Source organism: Pseudomonas sp. 5Vm1k (genome assembly GCF_056161485.1).
This window is the reverse complement of the sequence record NZ_JBSPCZ010000008.1, coordinates 279,357-295,304: the sequence shown is the minus strand read 5'-3', so window position 1 is coordinate 295,304 and position 15,948 is coordinate 279,357. Positions and strand designations below refer to the sequence as shown.

The 15,948-nt window shown below is 58.5% G+C and carries 17 protein-coding genes and 1 pseudogene; 9 read left to right on the top strand and 9 right to left on the bottom strand.

Annotation, left to right across the window (positions count from 1 at the left end; all coding sequences use genetic code 11):
- Positions 1–124 precede the first annotated feature (124 nt).
- The 3 genes and pseudogenes from ACWIKB_RS18285 to ACWIKB_RS18275 form a co-directional block, all read left to right on the top strand.
- Positions 125–853 (top strand): annotated as a pseudogene (locus ACWIKB_RS18285) (PAS domain-containing protein); the annotation flags it as partial.
- A 156-nt stretch (positions 854–1,009) separates the two neighbouring features.
- Positions 1,010–1,441: a methyl-accepting chemotaxis protein gene (locus ACWIKB_RS18280; protein WP_265045836.1), complete on the top strand. Its 432-nt coding sequence runs from the start codon at positions 1,010–1,012 to the stop codon at positions 1,439–1,441.
- Between the two features lie 183 nt (positions 1,442–1,624).
- On the top strand, positions 1,625–2,230 hold the full coding sequence (locus ACWIKB_RS18275; protein WP_475268594.1) for a flavin reductase family protein: 606 nt from the start codon (positions 1,625–1,627) through the stop codon (positions 2,228–2,230).
- On the opposite strand, the gene ACWIKB_RS18270 is transcribed toward ACWIKB_RS18275, so the two are convergent.
- From ACWIKB_RS18270 to ACWIKB_RS18260, 3 genes are all read right to left on the bottom strand, one after another.
- Positions 2,227–2,793 (bottom strand): GNAT family N-acetyltransferase, encoded by a 567-nt coding sequence (locus tag ACWIKB_RS18270; protein WP_475268593.1) that lies wholly within the window; start codon positions 2,791–2,793, stop codon positions 2,227–2,229. The genes ACWIKB_RS18275 and ACWIKB_RS18270 overlap by 4 nt on opposite strands.
- Positions 2,794–2,870: 77 nt before the next feature.
- Positions 2,871–3,239, bottom strand: a complete 369-nt coding sequence (locus ACWIKB_RS18265; protein ID WP_475268592.1) for a cupin domain-containing protein — start codon at positions 3,237–3,239, stop codon at positions 2,871–2,873.
- A 76-nt stretch (positions 3,240–3,315) separates the two neighbouring features.
- Positions 3,316–4,125 carry an AraC family transcriptional regulator gene (locus ACWIKB_RS18260; RefSeq protein WP_475268591.1) on the bottom strand — a complete coding sequence of 270 codons (810 nt, stop codon included), beginning with the start codon at positions 4,123–4,125 and terminating at the stop codon, positions 3,316–3,318.
- Positions 4,126–4,277: 152 nt separating this feature from the next.
- Between ACWIKB_RS18260 and ACWIKB_RS18255 the strand changes: the two genes are divergently transcribed.
- The gene (locus tag ACWIKB_RS18255) at positions 4,278–4,919 is read left to right on the top strand and encodes a LysE family transporter (RefSeq protein WP_475268590.1); all 642 of its coding nucleotides are present in this window, start codon (positions 4,278–4,280) and stop codon (positions 4,917–4,919) included.
- Here the strand turns inward: ACWIKB_RS18255 and ACWIKB_RS18250 are convergent, their stop codons facing one another.
- Positions 4,920–6,212: an MFS transporter gene (locus ACWIKB_RS18250; RefSeq protein ID WP_475268588.1), complete on the bottom strand. Its 1,293-nt coding sequence runs from the start codon at positions 6,210–6,212 to the stop codon at positions 4,920–4,922.
- 94 nt (positions 6,213–6,306) lie between these two features.
- Between ACWIKB_RS18250 and ddlA the strand changes: the two genes are divergently transcribed.
- The 3 genes from ddlA to ACWIKB_RS18235 all read left to right on the top strand — a co-directional run bounded on the left by ddlA (position 6,307) and on the right by ACWIKB_RS18235 (position 8,281).
- Positions 6,307–7,401, top strand: coding sequence for a D-alanine--D-alanine ligase (gene ddlA / locus ACWIKB_RS18245; protein ID WP_475268587.1), 1,095 nt, complete (start codon positions 6,307–6,309; stop codon positions 7,399–7,401).
- A 33-nt stretch (positions 7,402–7,434) separates the two neighbouring features.
- A complete protein-coding gene (locus ACWIKB_RS18240; protein ID WP_475268586.1) occupies positions 7,435–7,779 on the top strand; it encodes a gamma-glutamylcyclotransferase family protein in 345 nt (114 codons plus the stop codon).
- Between the two features lie 73 nt (positions 7,780–7,852).
- The gene (locus ACWIKB_RS18235; protein ID WP_475268585.1) at positions 7,853–8,281 is read left to right on the top strand and encodes a TOBE domain-containing protein; all 429 of its coding nucleotides are present in this window, start codon (positions 7,853–7,855) and stop codon (positions 8,279–8,281) included.
- Positions 8,282–8,417: 136 nt separating this feature from the next.
- Here the strand turns inward: ACWIKB_RS18235 and ggt are convergent, their stop codons facing one another.
- Positions 8,418–10,250, bottom strand: a complete 1,833-nt coding sequence (gene ggt / locus ACWIKB_RS18230) for a gamma-glutamyltransferase (RefSeq protein WP_475268583.1) — start codon at positions 10,248–10,250, stop codon at positions 8,418–8,420.
- Positions 10,251–10,416: 166 nt separating this feature from the next.
- Here ggt and ACWIKB_RS18225 point away from each other — a divergent pair, with 166 nt between their 5' ends.
- Positions 10,417–11,526 carry a DUF2817 domain-containing protein gene (locus ACWIKB_RS18225; RefSeq protein WP_475268581.1) on the top strand — a complete coding sequence of 370 codons (1,110 nt, stop codon included), beginning with the start codon at positions 10,417–10,419 and terminating at the stop codon, positions 11,524–11,526.
- A 261-nt stretch (positions 11,527–11,787) separates the two neighbouring features.
- On the opposite strand, the gene ACWIKB_RS18220 is transcribed toward ACWIKB_RS18225, so the two are convergent.
- From ACWIKB_RS18220 to ACWIKB_RS18205, 4 genes are all read right to left on the bottom strand, one after another.
- Positions 11,788–12,060, bottom strand: a complete 273-nt coding sequence (locus ACWIKB_RS18220; protein WP_475268580.1) for an excisionase — start codon at positions 12,058–12,060, stop codon at positions 11,788–11,790.
- Positions 12,061–12,127: 67 nt separating this feature from the next.
- Positions 12,128–13,891 (bottom strand): hypothetical protein, encoded by a 1,764-nt coding sequence (locus ACWIKB_RS18215; RefSeq protein WP_475268578.1) that lies wholly within the window; start codon positions 13,889–13,891, stop codon positions 12,128–12,130.
- A gap of 98 nt (positions 13,892–13,989) precedes the next feature.
- Entirely contained in the window at positions 13,990–14,181 is a 192-nt protein-coding gene (locus tag ACWIKB_RS18210; protein WP_475268575.1) for a helix-turn-helix transcriptional regulator, read from the bottom strand.
- Between the two features lie 274 nt (positions 14,182–14,455).
- Positions 14,456–14,674 carry a hypothetical protein gene (locus ACWIKB_RS18205; protein WP_475268573.1) on the bottom strand — a complete coding sequence of 73 codons (219 nt, stop codon included), beginning with the start codon at positions 14,672–14,674 and terminating at the stop codon, positions 14,456–14,458.
- Positions 14,675–15,223: 549 nt separating this feature from the next.
- Between ACWIKB_RS18205 and ACWIKB_RS18200 the strand changes: the two genes are divergently transcribed.
- Positions 15,224–15,865: a hypothetical protein gene (locus ACWIKB_RS18200; protein WP_475268571.1), complete on the top strand. Its 642-nt coding sequence runs from the start codon at positions 15,224–15,226 to the stop codon at positions 15,863–15,865.
- Positions 15,866–15,948: the final 83 nt, after the last annotated feature.

The following is a 15,948-nucleotide window of genomic DNA, read 5'->3' as shown; positions in this document are numbered from 1 at the left end:
GGGAGCTAATCGCATGTCGCCATTATTTTTGTAGGACAACCCTAAAACACTCTTCAGAAAATACCCCCAAGGCCGATGGTTAGGCTGCATACCGCTTTCTATCCCTGCCCATCGGTGCTTTCCCATGTTCAACAAACGCTTGAAGCAGGAGCTGTCGGCTCTTCGCGAAGAACTCTCCAGCCTCCTGCAAGTGAAGGACAGCCTGGAAAGCGAAATGCTGGTCCTGACCCTCGAGCCGGATGGGCGGGTTCAATCGGTCAATCAGAATTTCCTGGGTGAGATGCTCTACAAGAGCAATGACCTGATCGGGCGGCACATCGAAGACATCGTGCCGGCTCACGTGAAATCCGACGAATTCCATAACCGTTTCAAGACTGCGCTGACCCGTGGCGAACATTTCGCCGGCACTGTGCGCTTGCTGCGTGGCAATGGCGCCGAGGCCTGGTTGCGTTCGATCCTGCAACCGGTGCGCTCTGCGGACGGTCGCATCAAGCATTTCTCGATTTACTCCAGCGACCTGACCCGCACCATCGAAGCGTCTCGCGAGCACGAGAACCTGATCGGTGCGCTGGTGCGTTCGACGGCGGTGATCGAGTTCGACCTCAACGGCAATGTGCTGACCGCCAACGAGCGCTTCCTCAACGGCATGGGTTACAGCCTGGCGCAGATCCAGGGCAAACATCACCGCACCTTTTGTGCGCCGGAGGAATACAACAGCGCCGAGTACCAGAACTTCTGGCGCCGTCTGAACAACGGCGAATTTGTGGCCGACCGCTTCAAGCGCGTCGATAGCCACGGCCGTACAGTCTGGCTGGAGGCGTCCTACAACCCGGTGGTCGATGCCAACAACAAGCTCTACAAAGTGGTGAAATTCGCCACGGTGATTACCGATCAGGTCAATCAGGAGCAAGCGGTCGCCGAGGCGGCCAACATCGCCTACAGCACGTCGATCCAGACCGATAACAGTGCCCAGCGCGGCACCGCCGTGGTGACTCAGGCGGTGAACGTGATGCGCGACCTCGCCAAGCATATGCAAACCGCCGGTGAAGGCATCGAAGCCCTGAACGAGCAATCGCTGGTGATCGGCACCATCGTCAAGACCATCAGCGGCATTGCCGAACAGACCAACCTGCTGGCGCTCAATGCCGCTATCGAAGCAGCGCGTGCCGGCGAACAGGGTCGGGGCTTTGCGGTGGTGGCGGACGAGGTGCGGCAGTTGGCGTCGCGTACCAGTCAGGCGACGGATGAAATTGTCGGCGTCGTGCGGCAGAACCAGGACATGGCGCGTAACGCCGTGAGCCTGATGACCGACGGCAAGCTCCAGGCCGAACAAGGGCTGGCGTTAGCGGCGGAGGCGGGCACGGTGATTGTCGAGATTCAGGACGGCGCGCAGAAAGTGGTGAATGCGGTCGGACAGTTTGCTAATCAATTGGCGACTTGATTCGCAGAGTTAAACAGACGCGACTCGAAAAGATCGCAGCCTTCGGCAGCTCCTACAGGGGAATCTCAATCCATGTAGGCGCTGCCGAAGGCTGCGATCTTTTTCGTTACACCACCACGTTCTTCGTAATGGCCTGATTCGCGGTTGCCGCTACAATCGGCGTTTTCCCTGGAGCAGACATCCATGACCGTTTCCCATCGTCGTCCGGTTCCGTTGTCCAAGGCCTATCGCCTGCTCAATCACGGGCCGACCGTGCTGGTCAGCGCCGCCCATGAAGGCCAGCGCAATATCATGGCCGCGGCCTGGGCCATGCCGCTGGATTTCGAACCGCCGAAAATCGCGGTGGTGCTGGACAAGTCCACCTGGACCCGGCAACTGCTGGAAGCCTCGGGTACGTTCGTGGTGAACGTGCCCTGCGTCGCCCAGGCCGACATCGTCCAGACCGTCGGTTCGACGTCTGGCTTGGCGCTGACTCAGGATCAAGGTCAGGATAAATTCCAGGCCTATGACTTGCCGACCTTCAGCGGTGAGTTGATCGATGCCCCGATGCTGGAAGGTTGCGTCGCATGGCTTGAGTGCCGGTTGCTGCCGGAGCCGCACAATCATCAGCAATACGATCTGTTTCTGGCCGAAGTGATTGCTGCTCAAGCCGATGAACGCGTGTTCAGCGAGGGTCGCTGGCACTTCGAAGGGCATGACGCGCTACGTACCTTGCATCACGTCGCCGGTGGTCACTTCCTGAAGATCGGTGACCCGGTGGATGGCAAGACGCTGGGCGAGTCTGACTAAAGAACGTTGATCGGAGACGGTTCAAACTCTGCGCGCAGCAACGAAAGTTGCTGCAAATCGCGATGTTCCCCCAGCCAGAAACCGGCCTGGCGAAGCCGTCCTTCCTGGACGAAACCCAAGCGTTCGAGCAACTTCAAACACGCGTGGTTATCCGGGTGCACAGTGGCCTCGATCCGATTGAGTTGCATCTGTTCAAAACCCCAGACCAGCATGGCGTGCAGTGCCTCGGACATGATGCCTTTGCCCCAGGCCGACTGGCCCAACGCGAAACCCAGTGAGCAGCTTTTCCACTGTCGGTTCCATTTGAAGAAGCCACAGTTACCCAGCAATGCTTCGTGCGTTTTGTCCTGGATGCCCCAACGGATGCCGGGATTCGGTTGAGTGCGCGATTCGGCGAAGGTGTCGACCAAGGCCTGAGCCTGAGCAATTTCGGTGATCGGGTCCATGCCGAACCATTGCATCGCCTGCGCATTACCGTGAATCGCCAGCAGGGCAGGGGCGTCGGCGCCTACGATTTCGCGCAGTCGCAGGCGCGGCGTTTCGAGAGTCGGGAAGTCGCTCATGGAATGTCCTTATTCGTCGACCGGAAAGTCGGTCAAGTGAATCACGGCGATCACAGTCTGCGCATTTTTAGTGTTTTTCAAATCCACAGATCATTCACTGCCGTGAGTTCACCACCTTCACTGCCGGTGTTGAGCACGCCCCTGGGTTCGATCAGCAGCAGTTTCACTTCCTCCGCGGCCGACGGTTTGTGCTCGACGCCCTTGGGTACGACGTACATTTCACCCGCCGAAACCAGCACGTGACCGTCGCGAAAGTCGATGCGCAATTGGCCTTCGAGGACGATGAAGGTTTCGTCGGTGTCCAAGTGATCGTGCCAAATGAAATCCCCCAGCAGCTTCACCACTTTGAACTGGTAGTCGTTCATTTCGGCGATGACCCGGGGTGACCAGTGTTGGTCGATCAGGTCGATTTTCTGCAGGAAGTTGAGGCTTTTGAACGTGTTCATCAGGTGGTTCTCCAGAGTGATTCCGGCTCCACGATAACCAGCGCTTCGAGGTGATTCTTGAACGATTGTGCGTGACTCAGCGCTGGTGCATTTTCAGCCAGCGGGCCGGCGACAGGCCGTAGGTTTTGCTGAACTGGCGGGTCATGTGGCTCTGATCGGTGAAGCCGGCGATCAGCGCGGCGCTGACCAGCGACTGGCCCTGGATCAGCAGCGCCCGGACCAGGTCCAGGCGGCGCATGGTCAGGTAGCGATAAGGGCTGGTGCCGAACAGCAGACGGAAATCCCGTGACAGGCTCCAGCGATCCCGACCGCTGTGTTGCGCCAGTTCGTCCAGGGTCACGGTGCGATCCAGCGCGCTGTGCATGAATTCCCGGGCGCGTTCCGCCGCCCCATAGTCGAAGCGCTGGCGTTTGTCGGGCGTGCCGGATACGGCGCTCAACGCGTGGGCCAGATCGAACAGCGCGTCCTGTTCTTCCAGTGGATCGAGCGGGTCATCCAGGCTTCGCATCAACACATCGGTGGCGGCGAACAAGCGCGGATCGGTGGACAGGCCGGTCTTGATGAAGGGCAGCGGCTGACCGCCGAGGATCTGCTGGATCAGCGCCGGTTCGATGTACATCATTCGGTAGTGGAAACCGCTGTCGGTGCCGGCCTCGCCGTCGTGGAGTTCGTCCGGGTGCAACACCAACGTGCCGCCCGGCAAACTATGGCGCCAGGCGCCGCGGTATTGAAAACTCTGCACCCCGGCCAGGGTGCGGCCGATGGCATAAGTGTCGTGACGGTGGAAGTCGTAACCATGGCCGGCAAAAAACGCCTCGATACGCTCCAGCCCGCCGATATTGGGCGCGCGGTGGAACCAGTCGCTGGGTGGCGTGTGCTTGGTCATGGTGGCGCTTGTCTTGAGCTCGATGCAGAACACGTTAACCCAGTGACAAACCCTTGTCTGCTGACGAACGGCGTCATTACGACGAGTAGAAAACTGTCGGCAAATGTTGCAAGGTACAAGGCTTCTCTGATGCCACGAAGGCGCCCCGTCCCATGGAACCGACCCAGTTGAGCTATGCCGCGCCATTATTGTCCCTGGCCCTTTTGTGGACGGTGGCGGTGGTGACGCCGGGCCCGAACTTCTTCAACACCGCGCAATTGGCGGCCAGTTGCTCCCGACGACATGGCGTCGTGGCTGCGCTGGGCGTGGCCACGGGCACGGTCCTGTGGGGATTGGCCGGTGGTTTGGGCATCAAGTCGCTGTTCAGCGCGGCACCGACGCTCTATCTGACATTTAAGATCGCCGGTGGCTGTTACCTGATCTATCTGGGGTTGAAGCAATTCAAGCGCAAACCGGCGACGCAACCCGGCGTTGGTAACTCGCTGGATGGGGCAGGGCGAACGCTGTGGTCGGCGTACGGCCGGGGCTTTGTCGGCAACATGACCAATCCCAAAGCGGCGCTGTTCGTTGCGACGATCTTCGCCACGGCCATGCCGGCCTCGCCGCCACCGATGTTGCTAGCGCTGGCGGTGTTGACCATGGCGAGCCTGTCATTCAGTTGGTATTGCAGCGTAGCGCTGCTGTTTGCCAGTCGCCGGGTCGCGGGGGCTTATGAGCGTTCGCGCAAGTGGCTGGATCGTTTTGCCGGCAGTTGCTACCTGCTGTTTGGTGCGCATCTGGTGGCCAATCGCTGATCAGGTCGGCACCGTGGCCACAGGCTGCTCGGCAACGGCGGGCGCTCGATTCAATGTCTCCGGCATGGCCACCACCAGCAACACCAGCGCTGTCGCCGCCACTGCCGCCAGCGTCAGGAATGCCGCACTGTAACCGGCCGACTGAACCACCAGCCCGGCCAGGCCGTTACTCAGTGCGGCGCCCAGACCAAACACGGTCGACAGCGCGCCGAGGCTCACATTGAAGCGTCCGGTGCCTTGGGTCAGGTCCTTGATCACCACGGGAAACAAGGCGCCGAAGATCCCGGCCCCTACGCCGTCGAGCAATTGCACCGCCACCAGCCAGTACGGATCATCCGACAAGGTGTAAAGCACCCCGCGCAATGGCAGGATCAGAAAACCGGCAAGCAGCAACGGTTTGCGTCCCCACACATCGGCTTTCCATCCCACCAGCAACGCTACCGGCACCATCACCAATTGCGCGGCGACGATGCAGGCGGAAGTCAGCGGCGTGGCCATTTGCAAATTAACCAGGGACAGTTTCTGACTCACCAGTGGCAGCATTGCTGCGTTCGCCAGATGAAACAGCCCACAGCAAATACCGAAGATCAGCAGCGGCCGGTTGTGCAGCAAAACATTGATCCCCGAGGGCTGTTCACCATGGGCCGGGCCTTGCGGATCGAAGCCTCGGGCAACGTCGTGATCGATGGCTTGTGGCGAGATAAAGCTGATGGCTATCACGCTGGCCAGCGCCATCACGGCCATCAGGTAAAACACCGCCACCGGGCCGAACAAATACGCAAATCCCCCGGCCAGCAACGCCGCGACAGCATTGCCTGCGTGGTTGAAGGTTTCATTGCGCCCGGTACGGCGGGTAAAGGCTCGCGGCCCGGTAATGCCCAACGAAATGGCGGAAATGGCTGGGGCGAATACCGACGCCGCGACAGCGCTCAAAGCTTGGGTCAGCGCCACCAGAGTGAATGAAGTAATGAACGGCAGCAGTAAACAGCTCAGCGTCACCAATAGCGCCGCGACGATGATGACGCCGCGTTTGCGCCGTGTTCGGTCGATCAGTGCACCAGCCGGAGTCTGCGTCAACAGCGCGGCGATCCCGGCAATTGTCATCACCAGGCCGATACTGGCCGGGTCCCAGTGATGCACTGCCAGCAAATAGATCGCCAGGTAAGGCCCGAGCCCGTCGCGCACGTCGGCTAGAAAGAAGTTGAGCCCGTCCAGGGAAAGGGTGTTGCGACGATCGGTAGGAGCGTTCAAGGGCGGCCTCTGCTTGGCGGAGCGCAGGTGCGTGCTGCGCATTAGCAATGACTCGTCGGCACCACGCGAAGTTTCAGTCTTTAACTCATCCGCGTTGCCGTGGTATGAAACACCACGTTCAAAATGAGGCCAGGCAATGAGCAAGCTGCGGGTAGGGATTATTTTCGGGGGCCGTTCGGCCGAGCATGAAGTGTCGTTGCAATCGGCGAAAAACATTGTCGATGCGCTGGATCGTTCGCGTTTCGAACCGGTGCTGATCGGCATCGACAAACAAGGCCACTGGCACCTCAACGATCCCTCGAATTTCCTGCTCAATCAGGAGAACCCGGCGCTGATCGCGCTTAATCAATCCAATCGAGAATTGGCGGTGGTGCCGGGCAAGGCCAGTCAGCAACTGGTGGAAACCTCGAGCCAGGAACTGCTGGGCCACGTCGATGTGATCTTCCCGATTGTCCACGGCACCCTCGGCGAAGACGGCTGCCTGCAAGGCTTGCTGCGCATGGCGAATTTGCCTTTTGTCGGCTCCGATGTGCTGGGTTCTGCAGTGTGCATGGACAAGGACATCAGCAAGCGCCTGCTGCGTGACGCCGGGATTGCGGTCACACCTTTTGTGACGCTGAATCGTGCCGGCGCCGCGCGCACCGGGTTCGCCGAAGTGCAGGGCAAGCTCGGCCTGCCACTGTTCGTCAAACCGGCGAACCAGGGTTCTTCGGTGGGAGTGAGCAAGGTGACCGACGAAGCCGAATACGCGGCGGCAGTTGAGCTGGCCCTGGGCTTCGACGAAAAAGTCCTGATCGAATCCGCCGTCAGCGGTCGTGAGATTGAATGTGCGGTGCTCGGCAATGATCAGCCGATCGCCAGCGGCTGTGGCGAGATCGTGGTGCGCAGCGGGTTCTATTCCTACGACAGCAAATACATCGACGACCAGGCCGCCGAAGTGGTGGTGCCGGCCAACATCAGCGTTGAAGCGAGCGAACGCATTCGCGCCCTGGCCGTCGAGGCATTCCAGGTGCTCGGTTGCTCCGGGCTGGCGCGGGTCGATGTGTTCCTCACCGACAGCGGCGAAGTGTTGATCAACGAGATCAACTCGCTGCCCGGTTTCACCCGCATCAGCATGTACCCCAAGCTGTGGCAGGCCACTGGCATGACGTATAGCGAACTGGTCAGCCGCTTGATCGACTTGGCACTGGAAAAGCATCAAGCACGGCAAGCGTTGAAAATCAGCCGCTAAGCCGTGAGTAAATATTCAATCAAGGATTTATCGATGACGGCTGCAACTGTTTACCTGTTTTCCTACGGCACCTTGCAGGACAAAGCCGTGCAACTGGCCAACTTCGGACGCGAACTCAGCGGCAGTGCTGATGCGATGCTAGGGTATGAACAGTCTTGGGTGGAAATCACCGACCCTGACGTGTTGGCCACCAGTGGCAAGACCCATCATCCGATTCTGCGTCCGGGTAGCGCGAGCAATGCGCCGATTCCTGGCATGGTGTTTCAGATCACACCTGAAGAACTGGCCGCCGCCGACAGCTATGAAGTCTCGGACTACAAGCGCGTCAGCGTGGTCCTGCAATCCGGGATTGAAGCGTGGGTGTATGTGAGCGCGTAGTTGCACAGCGCAGCGTTATCCCGAATGATGTGCGAAGTTGTATACAAAAATTACTAGCAGAGGCAACAACATCATGAAAGTCAGCGCACGTAACGTCTTCAAGGGCACCATCAGCAAACTGCAACCTGGCGCCGTCAACGCCGAAGTGTCCCTGAAACTGGCCGGCGGCAATGAACTGGTGGCGGTAGTGACCATGGAAAGCGTGAAGAGCCTTGGCCTGGCGGTCGGCAAGGAAGCCGTCGCACTGGTGAAGGCGCCGTGGGTGATGCTGATGACCGAATCCAGCGACATCCGCCTCTCGGCGCGTAACTGCCTGGAAGGCAAAGTCACCAGCGTGACCGATGGCGCGGTGAATGCTGAAGTGGTGGTCCGGCTCGATGGCGGCAGCGATGTTTATTCGATCGTTACCCGTGAAGCGGTTGCGGAGCTTGGTCTGGCACCGGGTGTGAGCGCGACGGCCGTGATCAAGGCCTCGCACATTATTTTGGGTGTGCCGGCCTGAGTCATCGATTTCAAGTACAGCTCAGATTGAAGTGGGAGCGGCGGTGCGACGATTCGACTTGCTCGCGAAGCAGACAACGCGGTGTTTCAGCAGAACCGCGTTATCGTTCTTCGCGAGCAAGCCAGCTCCCACAGATTCAATCCCCCAACGCCTCCCCCTCACGCCGTGGATCGGCCCCGCCTGCCAACGACGCTTTCCCTGACGCATCCTTGACCCGAACAATCGCCTGGGTCCCGCTGGTCATGTCGATTTCATTTACCGCATGCCCTTTGTCCTTCAGCGCCTGAATCAGCGTCGGGCTGAATTGCCCCTGTTCCAGTTCCGTCGGGCCATTGCGGCTGCCGAAGTTGGGCAGGCTGATGGCAGCTTGTGGGTCGAGGTTCCAGTCGAGCAGGCCGATGGTGGATTTGGCGACGTATTCGATTATTTGCGAGCCGCCAGGTGAGCCGACGGTGGCCACGAATTCGCCGCTCTGGCGATCGAAGATCAAGGTCGGTGCCATGGATGAGCGCGGGCGTTTGCCGGGTTCGACGCGGTTGGCGACTTTCTGGCCGTTTTCTTCGGGGATGAACGAGAAGTCGGTCATCTGGTTGTTGAGCAGGAAGCCCTGGACCATCAGGTGCGAGCCGAACGCGGACTCGACGGTGGTGGTCATGGACACGGCGCCGCCTTCGTCATCGACGGCGACCACTTGCGAGGTGGAAATGCGCAGCGGTGAACGGTCCGGCGCGTAGGCAACTTGGATGCCTGGCGGCGTGCCGGGTTTGGCGGTGCCCATGCTGCGATCGCCGATCAGGGCGGCGCGGCTGGCCAGATAAGCCGGGTCGACCAGGCCTTTGACCGGCACTGGCACGAAGTCGGTATCGGCCACGTATTGTGCGCGGTCGGCGTAGGCCAGGCGTTCGGCTTCGGAGATCAGGTGCACGGCTTCAGGCGCCGGTTCGATGCCCGCAGACTTATTGGTCTTGAGCGGTTTGAGTGGTGCCAACGCGAAGCGTGGGTCGCGGATTTCCAGGGCTTGCAAGGTGCCGAGGATCTGCGCCACGGCAATCCCGCCTGATGACGGTGGCGGCATGCCGCAGACCTGCCAGCGTTTGTAGTCGGTGCACAGCGGCGCACGTTCTTTGGCCTTGTAAGCCTTAAGGTCATTCAGCGAAAGGCTGCCAGGGTTTTTATGGCCCTGGACCTTGGCGACGATTTCTTCGGCAATCGGCCCTTTGTACAACGCGTCGGGACCTTCCTTGGCGATGCGTTTGAACACTGCGGCCAGTGCCGGATTCTTCAGCTGTGTACCGACGGCTTTCGGGCTGCCGTCAGCATTCAGAAAGTACGCCACCATGTCCGGCGAACGCGGCAGGGACGAATCCGAAGCAATCAGCAGGTGCAAACGCGGCGAGATCGCAAAGCCTTGCTCGGCGAGTTTGATCGCCGGCTCGAATAGTTTTGCCCAAGGCAGGCGCCCGTGTTTCTGATGCGCCAGCTCAAGCGCCCGTAACACGCCCGGCGTCCCCACGGAACGACCACCAATCTGCGCCTGGGTGAACGCCATCGGTGTGCCGTCGGCTTGCAGGAAAAGTTTCTCGGTGGCGCCAGACGGAGCGGTTTCTCGACCGTCATACGTGCGCACAGCCTTACCGTCCCACAACACGATCAACGCACCGCCGCCGATGCCCGACGATTGCGGTTCCACCAGGGTCAACACGGCTTGCATCGCAATGGCTGCATCGATGGCCGAGCCGCCCTGACGCAGCATCTCGCGCCCGGCAGCGGCCGCCAGTGGATTGGCCGCAGCGGCCATGTGTTTCGCGGCGTGGCGGGTTTGCAGGTCAGTGCGAAAACCGGTGGCGGCTTCCGGCGCCACGGGCAATGTCGAAGTGGGTGGCGCGTTGCACGCGGCGAGGGTCAACGCGGCGGCGATCAGCGACAGGGCTGACAGGCGAAAGCGACTCAAGTGGAAGGCTGGGAACACGTGGGGCACTCCGTCCGTGGGAAAAAGGTTTGGGGGACTTTATCGGCCGACAGGGTGCGACGCAAACCGCGTCCTACGGCCAAGATACTTTTGCCCTTCATGAACGGGAAGATTTTCTGTAGGGTCGAACACATCAGAGCAGCCAGAAAACCAACAAGAGGCAGACATGCACACTGAGTTTCCTACCCAGCCGAGTTACCGCGGGCAACGTGAACAATTCCTAGCGGCGGCCACCGCTGCCGGCGCGACGTTGACCGAATATCCGCATCCCCTCAAAGGGCCGTTCGGTGAGTCATTGAGCACCGATGTGGCGGTGCTCGGTGATCCGGCGGCCAAGCGTCTGCTGATTGCGTTGAGCGGCACCCACGGGGTCGAAGGCTTCTACGGCTCCGGATGTCAGATCAAATGGTTGCAGGACTTGGGCAAGCGTTCGCTGCCAGCGGATGTCGCGGTGGTGATGATCCACTTGATCAACCCCTGGGGCACGGCGTGGCTGCGTCGGGTCAATGAAGACAACATCGACCTCAACCGCAATCACCTCAACTTCGAGCGTCCGCTGCCGGACAACCAGGCTTACGCGACGCTGCATGAAATCTATGCCAGCACTGAGTTGCACGGCCCCGAGCGTGATCGCGCTGACGCGTTGCTCGATGCGCAAATCAAGGAACACGGCTGGCCGGATGTGATGTCGATTGTCGAGGGCGGCCAGCACAGTCACCCCGATGGTTTGTTCTATGGTGGGGTGGCGCCGAGTTGGTCGAACCGCACGTTGCACCAGATCATGCAGGCACACGTAGCCCATGCCGATGTTGCTATGTGTTTCGACCTGCATACCGGGGCAGGGGAGTACGGTCATCCGATGCTGCTGACCATCACCGAAGCGGCGTATCCGGCGCTGGAAGACGCCCAAGCCATTTACGGCCCATGGCTTTACACCTTGCACACCGGCGCCAACACCACCAGCGAAACCGGGATCGCGGCGACCGCGACGGGCTACACCTCCCAGGCATTGCTCAATGCTTTGCCGCAGGTGCGGCTGATGCCATTTGTGATCGAGTGCGGGACGTATCCGGGGCCAGACGTTCATCGTCATTTGCGCGATGACCATTGGCTGCATCTGTACGGCAACCCAAGTGATGCGGTGGGGCGCGGGATCAAACTCAATCTGCTTGAGCAGTTCTATCCGGCCGACAGCGACTGGCAGGCCATGGTCTGGCTGCGCACCTGGCAGATTTGGGAGCGGGGTTTGTCAGCGTTGTCGACGATGCGTGCCTGACGGTGGTCGGGCACTTTTCTCGAGGCATAAAAAAACGGCCTACCTTTCGGTAAGCCGTTTTTAGTACTTGGTGGTACACAGACATTTGAACTGATAACTTAACCATCTGTAATTATTGGGAATTTGTCTTGCAGATTGCGCGAGGGATACATATGGGGATACATGGCGCCCACTGCTAGGTGGTTTTTGGCCTTTTTTCTTTTCGCCAGAAGGTGCTCGAAAGCGACCAATTGGTAAGTCGGATTGATCCGACGAGCGGCATCATTCCAGCGGTTTTGAGCTTCCGAGTTTTGCCTTGCTCATCAGTGGCGCGGGGCTCAGTCGTGAGCTGAGTTTATCTGCTCGATTGGTCGCCGACGGTTTGCTCATCTCCACCCACGCTTCGTAACCCTCTACATCGATCAGCACCCGCCCATCAGGGGCATGTCGCCAGACTCGATCCTTTAACCAGGTCCCGTCTTGTATCTTTGCCCGGATGGCCGCCTCTGTGTATCCCGATTCGCTGGAAAATTTTCTGACCGTAACATAACGCATGGCAGATTCATCTTAATCGGAAGGATTGCTGAGCAGCGGCGATCGTTCATCACCACTAGTTGGTTTATCACTTGAACTCCTGAACCATGCTTCGCAACATTCCCGCCGCTTTCTTCGAATCACTCAGTGACAGGATTGTGTCGTACAGCAGGATCAAACTGTTGCATGTGGTGGCCGGGTCATTAGAGAACTTTTCTGGATTCGTAATAATTTCCACTGAATGCTGATCCTTCGCCATCATTGCAAGCAGTACTTTTTTAAACTCTTTATCGTAGCTCGAGAACGGCTGTGCTTTAGTCGGATTCGTAGCCGTTTGCTTGATTAGTTCCGTCAGAGCTGCGAGGTCTTCGTTGGTCAGTTCCTTCGGGACCTTACCCATCAGGTCCGCAGTGGGCGTTTTATTGTCCATCCCCAGGAAAGTCACGCAATGGGCTGGGTTTGTTCTGCCGAGGAATTTCACTTCGGCAATCTGGGAGCGCCAGTAGCGGATGAGGGCCAGATCGGGTGCTCGAATCAAGTAACTTGGCACAATCGATTCGGTGATCAGCGTCTGGACATCCAGTTGGATCTCAGCCAGTGAGCGGCCGCCTTGCACACCTTCAACCATCGTCTTTCTTAGCTTGGCAAAGTTGTCTGGGTCGTAGATCGACAGAGCTGCGAACACAGGCGTTTTCAGCAACGACTGCTCAATCATATTCGCGTCCCGCCAATCTGCGATGCCTGATAGGCCGAAGTAGCGAGAGTCGACAACTGAGGTGATGATGTTCTGCTGCTTCAGCTCTTCTTGGGTGGGGAACCATATATTCTGTGGGCTGGTGGAAATCGCCTTCGCAACGAACTGTGGCGTTGCACCTACCCGAGAAAGTACCTCTCTAAAACTGGCGTTGAGATCGAGCTCGTCGCTGCCCCTAGCTCCATTCACCGAGGCGCTATGAAAGCCAATCCGACCCTGTTCGCCGATGTAACGCTCGCGGCCGGCGAGGAAGGCTATGGCGCAGGCACTGGAGCAACTGGTGCGGGTGTAAGTGATGAGCTGGCGCTGGGAGATCAGGTTCGCGAGCTTGTTTGCCTCCGTAATTCGACCGCCTGTGCTATTCAGGTGAATGACTCGGACTGCTGGGGAAGAGTCGAGCATGTTCCGGACTGCATCAGTGGTTCCGATGGGAATGCCCCCGGCTAATTCCATCTCGGTGTCGTTGCGCATCAGACGGAGTGAGTACGGGGGTATGTTGTCGGTGCCCCGTATCATATCTATCCCTTCGCGAATAAGGGGGACGCCGTCGACGATAAAGCTGAAGAACAGTTGGAGCGCACCAATGCAGACCATCACCTTGGCCGTAACTGCCCAGATATGCTTACCGCCGCGCGAAACGTGGGCAGAGGCAGATCGTATCACCCCGACAATCTGCCAAACTGCCACCGCGATGGTGACGGCGTAGTACGCCAATATCAGGAAGCCTTGTTTCTGAGTGTTCAGATTCATAGCGTCACTGAAATGGCCCAAAGCTACGTCTGAGAGAGCTATGAAGATTGCGACCAAAAATCCGAACAGCCAGTAAGAGACTCCGAGTGAGTACTCCCCGCGCCAGTGCTTGGCGATGAAATTGTAAGATCTAGATGGCTTGGCTGCCGGCGGCCGGGCCGCCGGAGGGGCATATTCTCTCCTAGGGGTTCTCTCCTCGGGAGGAGGTGGCTCTTCAGTCTGAATGAGTTCTTCGACTCTGCTGATGTTGGCTTGCATGTTGGTGATCGGCTGGCCGCAGTTGAAGCAGTAGTTGGCGTCAGTGGCGTTCGCTGTTCCGCACTTTGTGCAATAGAGAGTTCCGTTCATTCTGTTCCCCGGTACAGCGTTGCATTGGGCCTATGCGGTTGTCGCCAAGTTTTCCCGAGTAACCCGGTTCCGACCGGAGATGTCTCGCTTTCAAGCGCTCAATCGACTGGGCTCAAATCGAACATCCATTTAGCGATTGCTGACTGACGCCAGGCCACCGAGTTGGGGCCTATCCTGATCTGTTTTGGGAACGTGCCTTCCCTGATCCGGCGATAAACCGTATTTCGCCCTAGACCGGTAATGTGAAGTACCTCGTCGAGGCGCAGGAAGCGATCGATGCTCTCTGTCATCTCCTGATATCTCTCAGTGTTGGCGGTGCCTGTCGCGGTCTACCCACCTTCGGCGTCCTCTTCTCGCCATCCCGGCACCCCCGCAGAAACTCCCGCACATCCTCCTTGAGCCAGCAATGTCTGGTGCCCATCTTGAAACTCTTGGGCAGCCAGTCCACGCCGCGGCGAATCCCCTCTCTGACCGATGCCTCCGTTCGGCCAAGCATCTTGCCCAGGCCTGCTACGAACACCACTTCGCAGTCATCGTCCATATGCACTCCTAACTCGGGGTTGCTTACTGCGCCCCTTGTGCTTTCAGTCGAGCCAGCCCCTGATTGATGTGCCCGGCGTTCTCGCCGATCGTCTCCAGCGCAGTTCGGATATTGTCGCCGGCCTCGGCATGCCCTTGGCTTTCGACTAGCAGGGTCAGCTCCATTAGCGCGGCCTCCAAGGCGAGCTGGTTTCGATACATGCGCTCTAGGATGTCTGGAAGAGAGTATTCAGGGGAGGGCATCGCTTCGACTCCATTCGAGAAAATGAAAGCGTAGCAGCGCCGGTTCGATTGGGCATGAAACAAACTGCTCACTGCTCACTGCTCACTCGCCGACGAGCGTTTCGAGTAACTGGAAGTGATCGATGCCTGGGGGGTTGTGTATAGCCATTGTTTAAGCGATGCCCAGGGGGTTGTGTATAGCCGGCGAAAGTAGCTCGCGCCACCGGCCCTGAACTCCCATTTCGGTAGGGCAGATGCCGCGCCACGTCTTTAATTTACAAAGCGTGTTGCGTGACGGTGTGACGTGACGACCACCATGATGTGGTGATTGCTGGGTATTGACCCCGCTCATTCATGGGGTTCGGTTTTCGCAAAGCCCATTGAGGAATAACCCATCCGGTTTCGGTAGAAACCCAGCCGGTTTTGCTTACTTTTGCTTAGTCGGAATTCCAGGCATGTAACCTGATCTCCCATGTCGGTATGGTAGGGGACATCGCTAAGGCCGATAGCGTCTACCCTATACGTCAGTGCGGCCCGTAACCAAAAATCTTAGGGGTGAGGTGTTCTACGATGTCGAGCAAAAGCGATCAGGACAATCGCAGCAATCAGCTAAATCCCAATAATTCTGCCTATCACGATTCGCGGTGCGGTAACGCTCATAGTGATGATGGCGACGATTGTGCACTCGATCACCAACAGAGCCATGATCTTCGTACCTACATACAAGTCGTACCGAAGATTGAGGTGGTAGGCAACTACGGTGTAGGGCTCGTCACTGCCGACGTTAAACCGCGCTTTTTCACCTTTCAGTTGAAAGCCCGCGATGAGAGCTCGATGTTTTGCAACGAGTCGACGCTCAGAGTAAGGATGGAAGACTATTTAGACCGCTTCACGCTGGAGCTCTTCAGGCTTACGACTTCTCACTACAAGGCCCGACCTGCTTTGTTCGTAATCTTCGATGGCACCTCCAGCAGGTTGCCTTGGCACGTGCCTCTTAATCCGGATCGGCCTGATCTCATGAAGGAGTTCCTCCTGGAAGATAAGCCAAGCGTTGAAGGAGTTGCTGATCCAGAGAAGATCCGCTCGTTGCTGTGTACTGCTCTACAGACACCGCACGAGAACTGGGGAGTGTTTGAGGCTGAGCGCCAAAGTGCGTCGACTTTGCGCTTCACTTACGAGCGTCGTTGCCGAGAAGCGCTTGCGAGCGCATAGGGCGGATTTTTGAGATGTACTCAGTGTCCGGTTAAGTTTGTCACTCGCCACGTTTTCGTAATTCGAAAATCGTGGCGTGGATA

Coding starts and splice junctions, on each gene's coding strand:
- ACWIKB_RS18205 (WP_475268573.1), bottom strand. CDS start 14,674: ATGCCCTCCCCTGAATACTCTCTTCCAGACATCCTAGAGCGCATGTAT.
- ACWIKB_RS18215 (WP_475268578.1), bottom strand. CDS start 13,891: ATGAACGGAACTCTCTATTGCACAAAGTGCGGAACAGCGAACGCCACT.
- ACWIKB_RS18210 (WP_475268575.1), bottom strand. CDS start 14,181: ATGACAGAGAGCATCGATCGCTTCCTGCGCCTCGACGAGGTACTTCAC.
- ACWIKB_RS18270 (WP_475268593.1), bottom strand. CDS start 2,793: ATGAGCGACTTCCCGACTCTCGAAACGCCGCGCCTGCGACTGCGCGAA.
- ACWIKB_RS18240 (WP_475268586.1), top strand. CDS start 7,435: ATGACGGCTGCAACTGTTTACCTGTTTTCCTACGGCACCTTGCAGGAC.
- ACWIKB_RS18255 (WP_475268590.1), top strand. CDS start 4,278: ATGGAACCGACCCAGTTGAGCTATGCCGCGCCATTATTGTCCCTGGCC.
- ACWIKB_RS18275 (WP_475268594.1), top strand. CDS start 1,625: ATGACCGTTTCCCATCGTCGTCCGGTTCCGTTGTCCAAGGCCTATCGC.
- ACWIKB_RS18220 (WP_475268580.1), bottom strand. CDS start 12,060: ATGCGTTATGTTACGGTCAGAAAATTTTCCAGCGAATCGGGATACACA.
- ACWIKB_RS18260 (WP_475268591.1), bottom strand. CDS start 4,125: ATGACCAAGCACACGCCACCCAGCGACTGGTTCCACCGCGCGCCCAAT.
- ACWIKB_RS18225 (WP_475268581.1), top strand. CDS start 10,417: ATGCACACTGAGTTTCCTACCCAGCCGAGTTACCGCGGGCAACGTGAA.
- ddlA (WP_475268587.1), top strand. CDS start 6,307: ATGAGCAAGCTGCGGGTAGGGATTATTTTCGGGGGCCGTTCGGCCGAG.
- ACWIKB_RS18280 (WP_265045836.1), top strand. CDS start 1,010: ATGCGCGACCTCGCCAAGCATATGCAAACCGCCGGTGAAGGCATCGAA.
- ACWIKB_RS18235 (WP_475268585.1), top strand. CDS start 7,853: ATGAAAGTCAGCGCACGTAACGTCTTCAAGGGCACCATCAGCAAACTG.
- ACWIKB_RS18250 (WP_475268588.1), bottom strand. CDS start 6,212: ATGCGCAGCACGCACCTGCGCTCCGCCAAGCAGAGGCCGCCCTTGAAC.
- ACWIKB_RS18265 (WP_475268592.1), bottom strand. CDS start 3,239: ATGAACACGTTCAAAAGCCTCAACTTCCTGCAGAAAATCGACCTGATC.
- ACWIKB_RS18200 (WP_475268571.1), top strand. CDS start 15,224: ATGTCGAGCAAAAGCGATCAGGACAATCGCAGCAATCAGCTAAATCCC.